The organism is Comamonas sp. MYb21, from assembly GCF_037479395.1.
Taxonomy (GTDB): Bacteria; Pseudomonadota; Gammaproteobacteria; order Burkholderiales; family Burkholderiaceae_C; genus Comamonas.
This window is the reverse complement of sequence record NZ_JBBGZC010000006.1, coordinates 252,685-267,727: the sequence shown is the minus strand read 5'-3', so window position 1 is coordinate 267,727 and position 15,043 is coordinate 252,685. Positions and strand designations below refer to the sequence as shown.

The 15,043-nt window shown below is 65.4% G+C and carries 14 protein-coding genes and 1 pseudogene; 7 read left to right on the top strand and 8 right to left on the bottom strand.

Features of this window, described 5'->3' with window-relative positions:
- Positions 1 to 80: 80 nt before the first annotated feature.
- Positions 81 to 1,256 carry an NO-inducible flavohemoprotein gene (gene hmpA / locus WH367_RS11075; RefSeq protein WP_339536056.1) on the bottom strand — a complete coding sequence of 392 codons (1,176 nt, stop codon included), beginning with the start codon at positions 1,254 to 1,256 and terminating at the stop codon, positions 81 to 83.
- Between the two features lie 141 nt (positions 1,257 to 1,397).
- Here hmpA and norR point away from each other — a divergent pair, with 141 nt between their 5' ends.
- The gene (gene norR, locus WH367_RS11070) at positions 1,398 to 3,005 is read left to right on the top strand and encodes a nitric oxide reductase transcriptional regulator NorR (RefSeq protein WP_339536055.1); all 1,608 of its coding nucleotides are present in this window, start codon (positions 1,398 to 1,400) and stop codon (positions 3,003 to 3,005) included.
- Between the two features lie 85 nt (positions 3,006 to 3,090).
- Here norR and WH367_RS11065 read toward each other — a convergent pair whose 3' ends face one another.
- From WH367_RS11065 to WH367_RS11055, 3 genes are all read right to left on the bottom strand, one after another.
- Positions 3,091 to 3,507 (bottom strand): FKBP-type peptidyl-prolyl cis-trans isomerase, encoded by a 417-nt coding sequence (locus WH367_RS11065; protein WP_339521046.1) that lies wholly within the window; start codon positions 3,505 to 3,507, stop codon positions 3,091 to 3,093.
- An 82-nt stretch (positions 3,508 to 3,589) separates the two neighbouring features.
- A complete protein-coding gene (locus tag WH367_RS11060) occupies positions 3,590 to 4,726 on the bottom strand; it encodes a pyridoxal-phosphate-dependent aminotransferase family protein (RefSeq protein WP_312989947.1) in 1,137 nt (378 codons plus the stop codon).
- A 105-nt stretch (positions 4,727 to 4,831) separates the two neighbouring features.
- Positions 4,832 to 5,560: a YggS family pyridoxal phosphate-dependent enzyme gene (locus WH367_RS11055; RefSeq protein ID WP_027011006.1), complete on the bottom strand. Its 729-nt coding sequence runs from the start codon at positions 5,558 to 5,560 to the stop codon at positions 4,832 to 4,834.
- Positions 5,561 to 5,643: 83 nt separating this feature from the next.
- Here WH367_RS11055 and WH367_RS11050 point away from each other — a divergent pair, with 83 nt between their 5' ends.
- From WH367_RS11050 to WH367_RS11035, 4 genes are all read left to right on the top strand, one after another.
- Positions 5,644 to 6,687: a type IV pilus twitching motility protein PilT gene (locus tag WH367_RS11050; RefSeq protein WP_021027363.1), complete on the top strand. Its 1,044-nt coding sequence runs from the start codon at positions 5,644 to 5,646 to the stop codon at positions 6,685 to 6,687.
- Positions 6,688 to 6,794: 107 nt separating this feature from the next.
- The gene (locus WH367_RS11045) at positions 6,795 to 7,403 is read left to right on the top strand and encodes a cyclic nucleotide-binding domain-containing protein (protein WP_021027362.1); all 609 of its coding nucleotides are present in this window, start codon (positions 6,795 to 6,797) and stop codon (positions 7,401 to 7,403) included.
- Between the two features lie 73 nt (positions 7,404 to 7,476).
- Entirely contained in the window at positions 7,477 to 8,613 is a 1,137-nt protein-coding gene (locus tag WH367_RS11040) for a PilT/PilU family type 4a pilus ATPase (protein ID WP_021027361.1), read from the top strand.
- A 76-nt stretch (positions 8,614 to 8,689) separates the two neighbouring features.
- Entirely contained in the window at positions 8,690 to 9,616 is a 927-nt protein-coding gene (locus tag WH367_RS11035) for an NAD(P)-dependent oxidoreductase (RefSeq protein WP_339536052.1), read from the top strand.
- Positions 9,617 to 9,834: 218 nt separating this feature from the next.
- Here WH367_RS11035 and WH367_RS11030 read toward each other — a convergent pair.
- The 3 genes and pseudogenes from WH367_RS11030 to WH367_RS11020 form a co-directional block, all read right to left on the bottom strand.
- Positions 9,835 to 10,494: pseudogene (locus tag WH367_RS11030) on the bottom strand (BON domain-containing protein); the annotation flags it as partial.
- Positions 10,494 to 11,093, bottom strand: coding sequence for an SIS domain-containing protein (locus WH367_RS11025; RefSeq protein WP_021027358.1), 600 nt, complete (start codon positions 11,091 to 11,093; stop codon positions 10,494 to 10,496). The gene WH367_RS11025 and the pseudogene WH367_RS11030, both read right to left, overlap by 1 nt.
- 97 nt (positions 11,094 to 11,190) lie before the next feature.
- Positions 11,191 to 11,637, bottom strand: coding sequence for a YraN family protein (locus WH367_RS11020; protein WP_339536050.1), 447 nt, complete (start codon positions 11,635 to 11,637; stop codon positions 11,191 to 11,193).
- Between WH367_RS11020 and rsmI the strand changes: the two genes are divergently transcribed.
- On the top strand, positions 11,628 to 12,560 hold the full coding sequence (gene rsmI / locus WH367_RS11015; protein ID WP_339536048.1) for a 16S rRNA (cytidine(1402)-2'-O)-methyltransferase: 933 nt from the start codon (positions 11,628 to 11,630) through the stop codon (positions 12,558 to 12,560). The two genes, WH367_RS11020 and rsmI, sit on opposite strands and share 10 nt — an antisense overlap.
- Before the next feature lie 13 nt (positions 12,561 to 12,573).
- Here rsmI and WH367_RS11010 read toward each other — a convergent pair whose 3' ends face one another.
- Positions 12,574 to 13,839 carry an Hsp70 family protein gene (locus WH367_RS11010; RefSeq protein ID WP_116927807.1) on the bottom strand — a complete coding sequence of 422 codons (1,266 nt, stop codon included), beginning with the start codon at positions 13,837 to 13,839 and terminating at the stop codon, positions 12,574 to 12,576.
- A gap of 330 nt (positions 13,840 to 14,169) precedes the next feature.
- Here WH367_RS11010 and panC point away from each other — a divergent pair, with 330 nt between their 5' ends.
- Positions 14,170 to 15,018, top strand: coding sequence for a pantoate--beta-alanine ligase (gene panC, locus WH367_RS11005; protein WP_339536046.1), 849 nt, complete (start codon positions 14,170 to 14,172; stop codon positions 15,016 to 15,018).
- Positions 15,019 to 15,043 lie beyond the last annotated feature (25 nt).

Below are 15,043 nucleotides of genomic sequence, written 5' to 3'. Positions count from 1 at the left end.
CCTTTCAAGGCGAGCATGGCTCGGGTTTTTGTATGTGGCGCGGTCGATGCCGCGCGCCTCAGCGCTTCAGAAGCTTGCGATCAGGCCAGCGCCTCGGCCGGGCCAAAGAACTCATAGCGCACCTGGGCATCGGGCACGCCGAGCTTGCGCAGCGAGGCCTTGACCGAGCGCATAAAGGGCTTGGGGCCAAGAAAGTAGACATCGGCATCGCGCGAGGCCGGCAGCCACTGGCCCAGCAGGTCCTCGGTCAGATGGCCCTGGGCAGCCACCGCCTCGCCGTCGGCCACCTTGTCGTACACATAGAGCGGCTGCAGCTGGCGGTGCGCCTGGGCCAGCGCATCGATTTGCGGGCGGAAGGCATGCACGGCGCTGTCCCGGGCGCAGTGGATAAAGGTGATGGGGCGCTCGGTCTGCAGCGCGGCTTCGAGCATCGGCAAGGTGGGGGTGATGCCCACGCCACCGCTGATCAGCACCAGCGGGCGCTCGCTCGCCTGCAAGGTGAAATGGCCGGCCGGTGCAAACAGCTCCAGGGTGTCGCCCACTTGCAGGTCATGCAGGTAGTTGGAGACCTTGCCACCGGGCTCGCGCTTGACGCTGATGCGGTAGCTGCGGCCATTGCTCGGGGCCGACAGCGAGTAGTTGCGGCGCTGCTCGGTGCCACCCACGATGGCGCGCAGGCCGATGTACTGGCCCGGCTGGTGGGTGATCACGGCCTTGCCGTCCACCGGCTCCAGGTAGAAGGAGCTGATCTCGGCGCTCTCGGCCACCTTCTGCACCAGCTTGAAGCTCCGCGCACCGCGCCAGCCGCCTTCAGCATGGGCAATGTCGTCATAGGCCTTGGCCTCGGCAGCGATCAGGATGTCGGCCAGCTGGGTGTAGGCAGCGGCCCAGGCATCGATCACCGCATCGGTGGCAATTTCGGCGCCCAGCACCTCGCGGATCGCGCGCAGCAGGCAGCTGCCAACGATCTGGTACTGGTCCGGCTGCACCTGCAGCGCCACATGCTTGTTGATGATCTGGGCGGGCAGGTCGCCCAGGTTCTCCAGCTTGTCGATGTGCTTGGCGTACATCAGCACGCTATGGGCCAGTGCGCGGGGCTGGGCACCGCTTTGCTGGTGGGCCTGGTTGAACAGCGGGCGCACCTCGGGGTACTCGCTCAGCATCATTTGGTAGAAATGCGTGGTCAGCGCTTCCCCGCCGGTCTCCAGCAGCGGGACGGTGGCCTGGATGATCTGTTTTTGGCTATCGCTCAGCATTTAACTCTCCTTGCATGTGGTTGGTCTTGACAATGCATGCAGCGTGCCAACACCGTGTTTGTGGAATATCAATACCTTGCACAATGCATGCAGTCATACTGACATCACCTAAATGCTGTGTTTTTGACACCCCGAGTCGTTTTGACATCCTCCAAAATCCTCAACGCCGTGATTCCGCTGGTGGCCGATCTGGCCCAGGAGCTGCCCGAGCGCGAGCGCCTGCGCCGCCTGCTCGCGGCCCTGCGCACCTTGTTGCCCGCCGATGCGGTGGCGCTGCTGCGCCTCAACGGCGAGTGGCTGGAGCCCGTGGCCATCGATGGCCTGGTGCCCGATACCCTGGGCCGGCGCTTCAAGGTGGCCGAGCACCCGCGCCTGGCCCAGCTGCTGGCCGCTGGCCAGGCCATGCGCTTTGCGCCCGACAGCCCCCTGCCCGACCCCTATGACGGCCTGATCACCACCCCGGGTGAGCTGCATGTGCATGACTGCATGGGCTGCGTGCTGCAGACCGGCGGCCTCGCCTGGGGCCTGTTGACCCTGGATGCGCTGGAGCCCGACCGTTTTGCCGATGGCAATGCGCTCGAACTGCTGCAGGCCTTCAGCAACCTGGCTGCCGCCACGGTGGCCACGGCCGAGCGGGTGCAGCAGCTGTCCCAGGCCGCCCGCAGCGCCAGCGCGCCGGCGCCGCGCAACCCGGGCGCGGATCGCAGCCGCCAGATCCTGGGCACCAGCCCTGCGATCCGCCAGCTGCAAAGCAGCATTGCGCTGGTCGCCGCCAGCGACCTGTGCGTGCTGATCACCGGCGAGACCGGCACCGGCAAGGAGCTGGTCGCCCAGGCCGTGCATGCGCAGTCGCCGCGCGCGGCACAACCGCTGGTCAGCATCAACTGCGCCGCCCTGCCCGACAACCTGGTCGAGAGCGAGCTGTTCGGCCATGTGCGCGGCGCCTTCACCGGCGCGTTGAGCGAGCGGCGCGGCAAGTTTGAGCAGGCCCAGCATGGAACTCTTTTCCTCGACGAGGTCGGCGAGCTGTCGCTGTCGGTGCAGGCCAAGCTGCTGCGCGTGCTGCAAAGCGGCCAGCTGCAGCGCCTGGGCTCGGACCGCGAGCACCAGGTCGATGTGCGCGTGATCGCCGCCACCAACCGCGACCTGGCCGCCGAAGTGCAGGCCGGCCGTATGCGCGCCGATTTCTACCACCGCCTCTGCGTCTACCCGGTCGTGGTGCCGCCGCTGCGTGCGCGGGACAGCGACACCCTGGTCCTCGCCGGCTGCTTTCTGGAAGAGAACCGCGCCCGCCTGCAGCTGGGCGGTCTGCGGCTCGATGCCGCCGCCCAGGCCGCCCTGCTGCGCTACCCCTGGCCTGGCAATGTGCGCGAGCTGGAGCACTGCATCAGCCGCGCCGTGCTCAAGGCGCTCAGCCGCACCCTGGGCCAGCGCAAGGACAGCAGCAAGCCGCGCATGCTGAGCATTGGCGAGGAAGACCTCTGGGACGGCGCCGCCGCCGCACCGCTGCCGCCCGGCCAGCAGGCAACGGGCCTTATCGCGCCGCTACCCGCTGCCGAAGTGGCCGAAGGGCTAGCCGCCAGTGCCGAGACCTTGGGCCTGCGCGCCCAGGTGGAACGCTACGAGCGCCAGCTGCTCAGCGCCAGCCTGGCCCGCCATAACGGCAACTGGGCGGCAGCCGCGCGCGAGCTGCAGCTGGACCGCGCCAACCTGCAGCGGCTGGCCAAGCGGCTGGGGGTGGAGCGCTGAGCCGTCAATGCACCCATCGCCTAAACAACAAAAAGCCTCCGCGCCAGCAAGACGCGAAGGCTCTACAGCGTGTGGGAAGCGCGGCTTAGCGGCCCTTGACGCCCAGCAGTTCCACTTCAAAGTTCAAGGTGGCGTTCGGCGGGATCACGCCGCCCGCGCCACGGGCGCCATAGGCGATGGAGGCCGGGCAGGTCAGCTTGGCCTTGCCGCCGACCTTCATCAGCTGCAGACCTTCGGTCCAGCAGGGGATCACGCCACCCAGCGAGAACTCGATCGGCTCACCGCGCTTGTAGGAGCTGTCGAACTCCTTGCCGCTGTCGGGGAAGGTGCCCTTGTAGTGCACCTTGACGGTATCTTCCTTCTTGGGGCTGACGCCGGTGCCGTCCTTGATGCTTTCAAACACCAGGCCGCTCTTGGTCGTCACAGGCTTGCTTTGTGCCTGGGCGAAGCCAGCGGTCAGGGCGATGGCAGCGAACAAGGCGCTGGCGGTCAATGCTTTCATGGCGAAATCCAATCCAATGTTCTTCAGAAAAACCAGCATTCTGCACCCGTATAGCAGGTGCAGAACACGTTAAAAACACAAGTTAACCCTTGATACCCAAACCATCGAGCGCCTGGCGCAAGTGGCCCACGGTGCGATCGACGTTGTGCCATTTGTCCAGGCCAAACAGGCCGATGCGGAAGGTCTTGAACTCCGGCCCTTCGTCGCACATCAGCGGCACGCCAGCGGCGGTCTGCAGGCCCACGCTGGCGAACTTCTTGCTGTTCTGGATCTCGGGGTCGGTGGTGAAGCTGACGACCACGCCGGGCGCCTCAAAACCTGGCGCCGCCACGCTCGGAAAGCCGCGTGCCTTGAGCAGTGCGCGCACTTCCTTGCCCAGCTGGGTCTGCTCCTCGCGCAGCTTGTCCAGGCCATAGGCCTCGGCCTCCTGCATCACCTTGCTCAGCTGCACCAGCGAATCGGTGGGCATGGTCGCGTGGTAGGCATGCTGGCCCTTTTCGTAGCCTTCGGCAATCTGCATCCACTTCTTCAGGTCGCAAGAGAAGCTGCTGCTCTTGGTATCTTCGATGGCCTTGCGCGCACGCTCGGACAGCATCACCATCGCGCAGCAGGGCGGGCCGCTCCAGCCCTTTTGCGGCGCGGTGATCAGCACATCGACGCCGGTCTTTTGCATGTCCACCCAGATGGCGCCGCTGGCCACGCAGTCGAGCACCATCAGCGCGCCGACCTCATGCGCGGCGGCGCTGATGGTCTGGATGTAGTCGTCGGGCAGCACAATGCCGCTGGCCGTCTCGACATGCGGGGCAAACACCACCTGGGGCTTTTCCTTGCGGATCGCGGCGGCTACTTCTTCGGCCGGGCATGGGGCCCAGGCATCTTGCGGGCCCGTGCCCTGGGGGCGGGCCTTGCAAATGACAGCACTGCCGCCCAGGCCGCCTTCGTCGAAAATCTGCGTCCAGCGGTAGCTGAACCAGCCATTGCGCACAATCAGCACCTTGGCGCGGTTGGCAAACTGGCGGGCGACGGCCTCCATACCAAAGGTGCCGCTGCCCGGCACGATCACGGCCGTGTGTGCGTGGTAGGTGGTCTTGAGGATGCGCAGCACCTCGCCCATCACACCGATGAAGCGGTGCGACATGTGGTTGAGCGCGCGGTCGGTGTAGACCACCGAAAACTCCAACAGGCCATCGGGGTCAACGTCGGGTAGCAATCCTGGCATGGGGGTCTCCTGTCTATTTGAGGGGGTACACAGAACAATCGGGGGCCAGCTTAGCACGCAGCTTCAAGCGCTGCTGCGGGCTGGCGGGTTGGCAGAGGGGACCCTTCAGTGGGCGCTGCCGTAGTCGCGCTGGCCAAAGATGCCGCTGCCCACACGCACCATCGTCGAGCCGGCCTCAACGGCGGCCGGCAGATCGGCCGTCATGCCCAGCGAGATGGTGTCCCACTGCGCCAGCTGCGGCAGGCCCAGTGCGGCGATGTCATCGAACACGGCCTTGACGCGCTGGTGCACGGCCAGCTGGGCGGCAAAGTCGGGCAGCACATCGGGGATGCTCATCACGCCGCGCAGCTGCAGCTGGGGCAACTGCGCAATCTGCTGCACCAGCGCCGCGGCTTCGGCCGGCGCGACGCCAGACTTGGTGATGCCGCCATCGACATTGAGCTGGATGCAGATCTGCAGCGGTGCCAGCTGCGCGGGCCGCTGGGCGGAGAGGCGCTCGGCCGTCTTGAGCCGGTCCACCGTATGCACCCAGTCAAAGTGCTCGGCCACCAGGCGCGTCTTGTTGCTCTGGATCGGGCCAATGCAGTGCCAGATGAGGCCCTGGTCCTTCCAGCTGTCATGCTCGGCAAAGTAGCGGATCTTCTCGACCGCTTCCTGGATGTAGTTTTCGCCAAAGGCGCGCTGGCCGGTTTCGGCCGCCTCGGCAATGGCGTCCACGCCAAAGGTCTTGGAGACGGCCAGCAGCTGCACGCTGCCCTCGGGCCGGCCGCTGGCACGACAGGCGTTGTCGATTTGCAGGCGAACCTGCTGAATTTTTTCGGGAATCGTGCTCATAATGTAAAAATATGCACGGCCTTGGAACTGGTTGACAACGAGGCCTTGCACGCAAAGCGTACCAAAACAACGAGGGAACTGCAGTGGATATCACCCAATTGCTGGCATTCAGTGTCAAAAATAAAGCGTCGGACTTGCACCTGTCTGCAGGCCTGCCGCCGATGATCCGGGTCCATGGCGATGTGCGCCGCATCAATGTCGATCCGCTGGACCACAAACAGGTCCATGCGATGGTCTACGACATCATGAGCGATGCCCAGCGCAAGCAGTATGAAGAGTTTCTCGAGGTCGACTTCTCGTTCGAGATCGAAGGCCTGGCCCGTTTCCGCGTCAATGCCTTCAACCAGAACCGCGGCTCCGGTGCCGTGTTCCGGACCATTCCGAGCAAGATCCTGACCCTGGAGCAGCTCAACGCCCCCAAGATCTTTGCCGACCTGTCGCTCAAGCCGCGCGGCCTGGTGCTGGTGACCGGGCCGACCGGCTCGGGCAAGTCCACCACCTTGGCGGCCATGGTCAACTACCTCAACGAAAACGAGTACGGCCACATCCTGACGGTGGAAGACCCGATCGAATTCGTGCACGAGTCCAAGAAATGCCTGATCAACCAGCGCGAAGTGGGCCCGCAGACGCTGTCGTTCAGCGCAGCGCTGCGCTCTGCGCTGCGTGAAGACCCGGACGCGATCCTGGTGGGCGAAATGCGTGACCTGGAAACCATCCGCCTGGCGATGACGGCCGCGGAAACCGGCCACTTGGTGTTCGGCACCCTGCACACCTCCAGCGCCGCCAAGACCATTGACCGGATCATCGACGTCTTCCCCGCCGAAGAAAAGGAAATGGTCCGCGCGATGCTGTCCGAATCGCTGCAGGCCGTGATCTCCCAGACCCTGTGCAAGACCAAGGACGGCCAGGGCCGCGTGGCCGCGCACGAGATCATGCTGGGCACCCCCGCCATCCGCAACCTGATCCGCGAGGCCAAGGTCGCGCAGATGTATTCCACCATCCAGACCAGCAACAGCATGGGCATGCAGACGCTGGACCAGAACCTGACCGACCTGGTGCGCCGCAATGTGATCAGCCCGGCCGAGGCCCGCGCCAAGGCGAAGACGCCGGAGAACTTCCCGGGCTGATCGCCGCAGTGACCAACTGACAAACGGTTGCACGAAGGGCACCAGCGGTCATTGCCAGTACCGCAGGTGCCCTTTATGCTTTGCGGGATCAAAGGAGACCCTGGGCCATGAACCGCTTGCATTCCGCATCCCCGGCAGACGATGCCGCCGAGGCAGACACCGGCTTCTTCCTCCATGGTTTCCAGCAGGCCAGCACGTCGGAGGTCCCCTATGTGCTCTGGAGCCAGCGCCGCAAGGCCATCCACGCCCAGCTGCTGGCCCCGGCCGACCCGGCCACGGCGCTGCGCATGGTCTGGGCCCAGGATGCGGCGCTGTCCCTGCTGCAATCGCCCTTTATCGACCAGATGGTGCAGTACCTGGAGTTCTACCAGGTGCCGGCCGGGCAAACCCTGATCCAGCAAGGCGAGCTGGGCGACTACCTGCTGATCGTGCTGAGCGGCCAGGTGCGGGTCGATCGGCAACTCGCCAATGGCCAGAGCGTGCATCTGGCCGACACCCACCCCGGCGAAGTGCTGGGCGAAATGTCTCTGTTTGACAGCAGTCCGCGTTTTTCTTCGTGCACCACCACCACCGACTGTGCACTGGCCGTGCTGAAGGCCGATACACTGGATGCCATGATGGAGTTGGACGCGTCCACGGCCGCCTATTTGCTGGCCTTGTTCACGCGCAAACTCTCCACGCGGCTGCGGCAGACCAGCGCCCGGATCGAGCCCTGAGCCCCTCAGGGCGGCCGTTCCCAGGGCGCTTCTGCTGCATCCGCAACAATAACGGAGCGCAGAGAGGATTGTCATGGAACGGGATCAGGCCAGTAAGTTCATCAACGACCTGTTGAAGCTGATGGTGCAGCGCAATGGCAGCGATTTGTTCATTACCGCTGACTTTCCGCCGGCCATCAAGATCGATGGCAAGGTCACCAAGGTCTCCAGCCAGCCGCTGTCGCCCACCCACTCGCTGACGCTGGCCCGCTCGATCATGAGCGACAAGCAGGTCGCCGAGTTCGAAAAGACCAAGGAATGCAATTTCGCGATCTCGCCCTCGGGCATCGGGCGCTTCCGGGTCAATGCCTTCATGCAGCAAGGCCATGTGGGTCTCGTGCTGCGGACCATTCCATTGACCCTGCCAACGATTGACGGCCTGGGCGTGCCCCAGGTGCTCAAGGACCTGGCGATGACCAAGCGCGGCCTGTGCATCATGGTGGGCGCCACCGGCTCGGGCAAGTCCACCACCTTGGCGGCGATGGTCGACTGGCGCAACGAGAACTCCCACGGCCACATCATCACCGTCGAAGACCCGGTGGAATTTGTCCACCCGCACAAGAACTGCATCGTGACCCAGCGCGAAGTGGGCCTGGACACCGACAACTGGGAGGCGGCGCTGAAAAACACCTTGCGCCAGGCGCCCGACGTCATCTTGATGGGCGAAATCCGCGACCGCGAAACCATGGAGCACGCGGTGGCCTTTGCCGAAACCGGTCACCTGTGCCTGGCCACCCTGCACGCCAACAGCGCCAACCAGGCGCTCGACCGGATCATCAACTTCTTCCCCGAAGAGCGCCGCGCGCAACTGCTGATGGACCTGTCGCTCAACTTGCGCGGCCTGGTGTCGCAGCGCCTTTTGAGCAAGCAGGACAGCAAGGGGCGGGTGGCTGCGGTGGAAGTGATGCTCAACTCGCCGCTGATCTCCGACATGATCTTCAAGGGCGAGGTGGGCGAGATCAAGGAGATCATGAAAAAGAGCCGCAACCTGGGCATGCAGACCTTTGACCAGGCGCTGTTTGACCTCTACGAGGCCAACATGATCACCTACGAAGACGCGCTGCGCAACGCCGACTCGGTCAACGACCTGCGCCTGCAGATCAAGCTGGGCAGCCAGCGCGCCAAGCGCAGCGACCTGGCCGAGGGCACGGAGCACCTGACAATCGTTTAAGCTGTCAGCGTTTTGGGTTTTCAGCGACACGGCACCCAGGCCCGCCTTGGGTGCCGCTCTTTTTGGAGTCACCACAATGGCATCGAGTATTCAAGCACGCAGCTATGACAGCACCCCTTCCCTGAACGTCGCCTTCCTGGGCCTGGGCGTCATGGGCTACCCCATGGCGGGCCACCTGGCCCAGGCCGGGCACGCGGTCACCGTCTACAACCGCACTGCGCAAAAGGCGCAAGGCTGGTGCGACGAATTTGCCAGCTCCAAGGCACCCCGCCATGCGGCCACGCCGCGCGAGGCCGTTGCCGGCGCCGATATCGTGTTCTGCTGCGTGGGCAATGACGATGACCTGCGCTCGGTCGTACTGGGCGCCGATGGCGCGCTGGCCGGCATGAAGCCTGGCGCCATCTTTGTCGACCACACCACCGCCTCGGCCAATGTGGCCCGCGAGCTGTATGCCGCGGCCCAGGCCCAGGGCCTGCACTTTATCGATGCACCCGTCTCCGGCGGCCAGGCCGGGGCCGTCAACGGCCAGCTCACCGTCATGTGCGGCGGCGATGACGCGGTGTTCAACACCGTCAAGCCGGTGGCCATGGCCTTCTCGCGCGCCTTCACCTTGCTGGGCAGCAGCGGCGCGGGCCAGCTGGCCAAGATGGTCAACCAGATCTGCATCGCCGGTGTCGTGCAAGGCCTGTCCGAGGCGATTGCCTTTGGCATGAATGCCGGCCTGGACATGCCCCAGGTGCTGGATGTGGTCAGCAAGGGCGCAGCGCAAAGCTGGCAGATGGAAAACCGGGGCAAGACCATGGTCGAGGGCAAGTTCGACTTTGGCTTTGCCGTGGACTGGATGCGCAAGGACCTGGGCCTGGTGCTCGACGAGGCCAAGCGCAATGGCTCGCGCCTGCCGCTCACGGCCCTGGTCGACCAGTTCTATGCCGATGTGCAGCAATCGGGTGGCAACCGCTGGGATACGTCGAGCCTGATCACCCGCCTGGGCAAAAAAGCCTGAAACGGATCACCCCATGCAAAAAGGCCGCTGATGCGGCCTTTTTGCTGGAGGATCTGTGCAGATCAGGGCTTGGTCGTGAAACCATCGTTGAGCGGCTGCACCGGCGTGGTGTTGACCGGCGAGGTGGTCACGCCCGTCGACACGGGTGCTGCCGCAGGCGCTGCCGGTGCGGCGGCAGGCGCGGACACCACGGTCGCAGGCTGGGTGGTGATGGCCGATGCGCTGCTGTCGTTGACGACCGGGGCGGCGTTGCCGGTGCTGCGGTTGTTGCTGAGCGACTTGAGCTCTTCCTCGCTGATCACCTCGAACACGCGCACCACCTTTTGCACATTGGCCACGCCCCGGGCGATTTCGGCCGCGCGCTTGGATTCGCGCTCGGTCACGCGGCCCATCAGGTAGACCACATTGCGCTCGGTCACCACCTTGATGGCGCTGGAGCTCAGGTCCTTGGCATCGATGATGCTCGCGCGCACCTTGCCGGTAATCAGCGTATCGGTCGAGCGCTGCGACAGGCTGGAGTTGAACATCACACCCACATCGTTGACGACGGAGCGCACATTCTGCGCGGCCTTGGCGGCCTCTTCGGCCTTTTGCTTGAAGGCCTCGTTCGGCGCTTCACCGGTCAGCAGCACCTGGCGGTTGTAGCTGGTGACATTGATATGGCCGTCATTGCCAGCACGTTCGCGGATGGCGCTAGCCACACGCATCTCAATGCTTTCGTCCTCCACCTGGATGCCGGCGGTGCGGCGGTCGATCGCCATCACCGTGCCACCGACGGCGGCGCCGCCGATCACCAGCGGAACGCAGCCGGACACGGCCCCAGCGACGGCGCCAGCCGCCACCAGACACAGGGTCAATCGCTTCCAAGACACAGGCATCATTCCTCTTCTCCTAACAATTGGGTATCGATTCCGTCAATCAGACAGTGCAGCACCAGCTGGTGCACCTCGCGCACGCGGGTGCTGCGGTCATGCGGCACGCGCATCAGTACATCGGTTTCGCTCAAGGCATTGGCCAGCAGGCCACCGCTGCGACCGGTCAGCACCACGGCCGACATGTCGCGCTCATGCGCCGCCTCGATCGCAGCCAACAGGGCCCTGTCATGGCCATCGGCACTGATGACCAGCAGTAGATCGCCAGGCTGGCCCAAAGTTCGCACCTGGCGCGCCAGCGCCTGCGGCAGGCCTTCGGGCGTGAGGCTGCTGCCCAGCTGGGCCTGCGCCAGTGCATCGTTGTCGAGCACCAGGGCCGCCAGCTCAGGGCGCTCGCGCTCCATGCCGCTGACGCACATGGCGGCAAATTGCGCCGCCTGCGCCCAGGACAGGCCATTGCCGCAACACATCACCTTGTTGCCGCTGGTCACACAGGCGAGCAGCGCGTAGACCGCGCTGGCGACGCTTTCGCTCATCTCCTGTGACACCTGGTAGTGGAGATCGGCGCTATCGATAAAGTGCTGTTGGATGTGTTGCTCAAGCATGGAGGCCCGATGATAACCTTGGCCGGTTTCCCCCTTGGGTCGGGATGATGACTTTTCTCAGTCCCCATGCGCATGCAAAGCCCAGCAACTGCGCGCTTCAGGACTCGTCTGGCACATCAAAGGCCGCGCGCAGCCAGACGATCTCCTGCTCTACCAGCACCGCATCGAAACGGCAGGCGGGCTGTTGGCGCAGGCTGGCCAGGTAGTGGCGGGCGGCCAGGATGATGCGCCGCTGCTTGCTGCTGCCAATGCTGCCGCCCGCACCGCCAAAGCCGCTGTGCTGGCGCTGGCGCACCTCGACAAACACGACGGTACCATCGCGCTCCTGCATCACCAGATCGATCTCGCCGCCGCCGCGCCCGGGCGTGCGGTAATTGCGCGCCAAAAGGCGCAGCCCCTGTTGTTGGAGATAATGGAGCGCGGCATCTTCTGCCTGCTGGCCACGCAGCTTGCTGTTGTCTGCCCCTTCGCTGGTGGCGCCGGGCGATGCAGCAGACGGGCCCTGGCCGCGCCATTTTTCAAGGATCTTCCACGGTGTCTGCATCTTTCACCTCCGCTTTGCAAGCAGCCCAGGCTGCCGCCGGCACCCAGCACTACCCTGCCTCCACCCTGTATGTGGTGGCCACGCCCATCGGCAACCTGGCCGACATCACCCTGCGCGCGCTGCATGTGCTGGAGCTGGCCGATGCCGTCGCCTGCGAGGACACCCGCCACACCCACAGCATGCTACGCGCCTATGGCGTTGGCAAGTCGGGCGGCCAGCTGATTGCGCTGCACCAACACAACGAGGCCGAGGCGGCCGAGCAGGTCATCCACCGCCTGCAGCAAGGCCAGCGCATTGCCTATGTGAGCGATGCCGGCACGCCCGGCGTCAGCGACCCGGGCGCGCGCCTGGCCGCCGCTGTGGCACGCGCGGGCCTGCGCGTGAGCCCCCTGCCCGGCGCCAGCAGCGTGACCGCATTGGTCAGCGCTGCCGGTGCGGTGGCCGGCGAAGGCGCCAGCAGCGGCTTTGCGTTTATCGGTTTTCTGCCCACCAAGGCGCAGGAGCGCCAGCAGGCCGTCGCCCAACTGGCGCAAGACCCGCGCACCCTCGTGCTGCTGGAGGCGCCCCACCGCATTGCCGACCTGGCCCAGGCGCTGGCCGTGCTGCAGGACCGGCCCGTGACCTTGGGCCGCGAGCTGACCAAGCAGTTTGAAGACATTGCCACCATGCCTGCGGCCGATGTGCCCGGCTGGCTGGCGGCCGACCCGCACCGCAGCAAGGGCGAGTTTGCACTGCTGCTGCACCCGCAGGCGGTGCAAACCGATGGCCTGGCCGATGCCCACCGCGTGCTGGCGCTGCTGCTGGCCGAGCTGCCGACCAAGACCGCCGTCAAGCTGGCCGCCGACATCAGCGGCGCGCCGCGCAATGCGCTGTATGACACGGCACTGGCCTGGAAGCGCGATGCCGAGCAAGGCGGCGACTGATCGCCCTTAACCTTTAAAGCGCCTGGCCGTGCACCAGGCCCGCCGCCACCCCACCAAACAGATCGCCCTCGACCTGCGGGGTATCCGGAAAAGCCTGCGCCAGCGCCGCGCGCAGCGGCTGCAAGGCCGATGAACCGCCGGTCAGGTAGATCGCATCGATCTGCCCTTGCTGCAGGCCCGCAGCCTGCACACAGTCCAGCGCGCACTGCGCGACCTGGGCCAGCAAGGCCTGCAGGCACTGCTGCAGATCGTCGGGCCAGACCTCGGGGCTCAGGCCCGGCTCCAGCCAATCGACTTCCAGCTTTTGCACGCGCTGGTGGTTGGACAGGCCGATCTTGGTCTCCTCGACCGCATTGGCCAGGCGGTGGCCCCAGTGCTCTTGCAAGAGCCGCACCAGCCGGTCATGCAGAGCCGTATCGCTGTAGCTGCTGCGCAGCGCCTGCACCTCGCGTTGGCGCTGCGGGCTGTACAGCCACTGGATCAGGTGCCAGGTCGACAAGTCATGGAAGACCGCGCTGGGCACCTCGCGCCCGCTGGGCCCCACATGCTGCAGACCCAGAAGCGGCATGGCCGCCATCAGGCTCAGGCGCCGGTCAAAATCGGTGCCGCCAATGTGCACGCCGGTGGTCGCCAGAATATCGCTGCTGCGCTCGGGTTTGTTGCGGCGCTCGGGGCCCAGGCGCACCACGGTGAAGTCCGAGGTACCGCCGCCAATGTCGACCACCAGCACCAGCGCCTCGTTGGCAATGCGCTGCTCATAGTCCAGTGCTGCGGCAATGGGCTCCAGCTGAAAGCGCACATCCTTGAAGCCTGCTGCCTGCGCGGCATGCTGCAGGGCCGTTTGCGCCGCCTGGTCACGCCCCGCATCCTCATCGACAAAATGCACCGGCCGGCCCATGACGACGGTGCTTGGCAGGTGGCCCATCTGGCGCTCGGCCGTGGCCGCCAGCTGCTGCACAAACAGCGCCACGATGTCCTGGTAGGCCACCAGCTTTCCGTGCACCACCGTTTTCTCCTGCATCAGCGCGCTGCCCAGCAGGCTTTTGAGCGAGCGCATCAGCCGCCCTTCGGTGCCCTCCAGATAGCGCGAGACGGCATCGCGCCCATAGTGGGTGCTGTGGTCCTCGGTGTTGAAGAACACGGCCGTCGGCATGGCTTGCGCGGCGCCCTCGGCCTGCAGGAGTGTGGAGGGCCCGGGCGCAGCCAGGTCGGGCTTGAACGCCATGGCCGAATTGGAAGTGCCGAAATCAATGCCCAAGATGGCGGATGCAGATGACATAAAGACCAGATCCGACACGGGGATCGGACGAAAAAATCAAGGCATGCCGGTTGCAAAAATGCAGATCCGGTGCCGGTATAAAAAGGGAAAAGCCTCTGTACCCTAGCGGATGCAGAGGCCCAAATGCGACTGGCCTGACACGGAGTCGGTTGACCCAGGCGTGCGCTGCAAGAACGGTCTTTGCGCGCCGCGACCGGAAAATTATAGGGCAAGCGCATGCGGCGACCGCAGGCAAACCATAGACCCCTCTAATAGCCCTATACAAAATCCATGGGTGTGCTGCTATGCTCGGCGCTCCCTGCACCACCGCTGGCAACGCCCATGCCCACCATGCAAGTTACCCATACCATCGCAGAACTCCGACAAGCCCTGGCCGAGCGCGGCCGGCCCGCCTTTGTGCCCACCATGGGCAATCTGCATGCAGGCCATATCTCGCTGGTGCATGAGGCCAAACGCCATGGCGCGGTGACGGTGGCGAGCATCTTTGTCAACCGCCTGCAGTTCCTGCCGACCGAAGATTTCGACAGCTATCCCCGCACCTGGGAGGGCGACTGCGCCCAGCTGCAGGCGGCCGGCTGCGACATCCTGTTTGCCCCGCGTGAGAAGGATCTGTACCCCGAGCCCCAGCTGTTCAAGGTGCAGCCGGACCCGGCACTGGCCGACATTCTGGAGGGCGAGTTCCGCCCCGGCTTTTTCACGGGGGTCTGCACCGTCGTGATGAAGCTGTTCAGCTGCGTATTTGCCAGCACCGGCGGGGGCGCGGCCATTTTTGGCTGGAAGGACTACCAGCAGCTGATGGTCATCCGCCGCATGGTGGCGCAGTTTGCGCTGCCCATCGAGATCATCGGCTGCCCCACCGCGCGCGCCGACGACGGCCTGGCGCTGAGCTCGCGCAATGGCTACCTGAGCGCCGCCGAGCGCCAGCAGGCCATGGCCCTGTCCCAAGCATTGAAGGCGCTGGCCGCCGCCGCCCGCAACGCGCCCGCCAACCTGCCTGCGCTCGAAGCCCAGGCCATGCAGTCGCTGCGGGCCCTGGGCTGGGAGCCCGATTACCTGACCGTGCGCCAGCGCCACAACCTACTGGCACCGGCCGACGGCGAGCTGGCCAGCGCGCCGCTGGTGGCGCTGGGCGCGGCACGCCTGGGCAGTACGCGGCTGATCGATAACCTGGAGTTTTAAGGCGCTGCGCCAGCCCCAGCGCGGT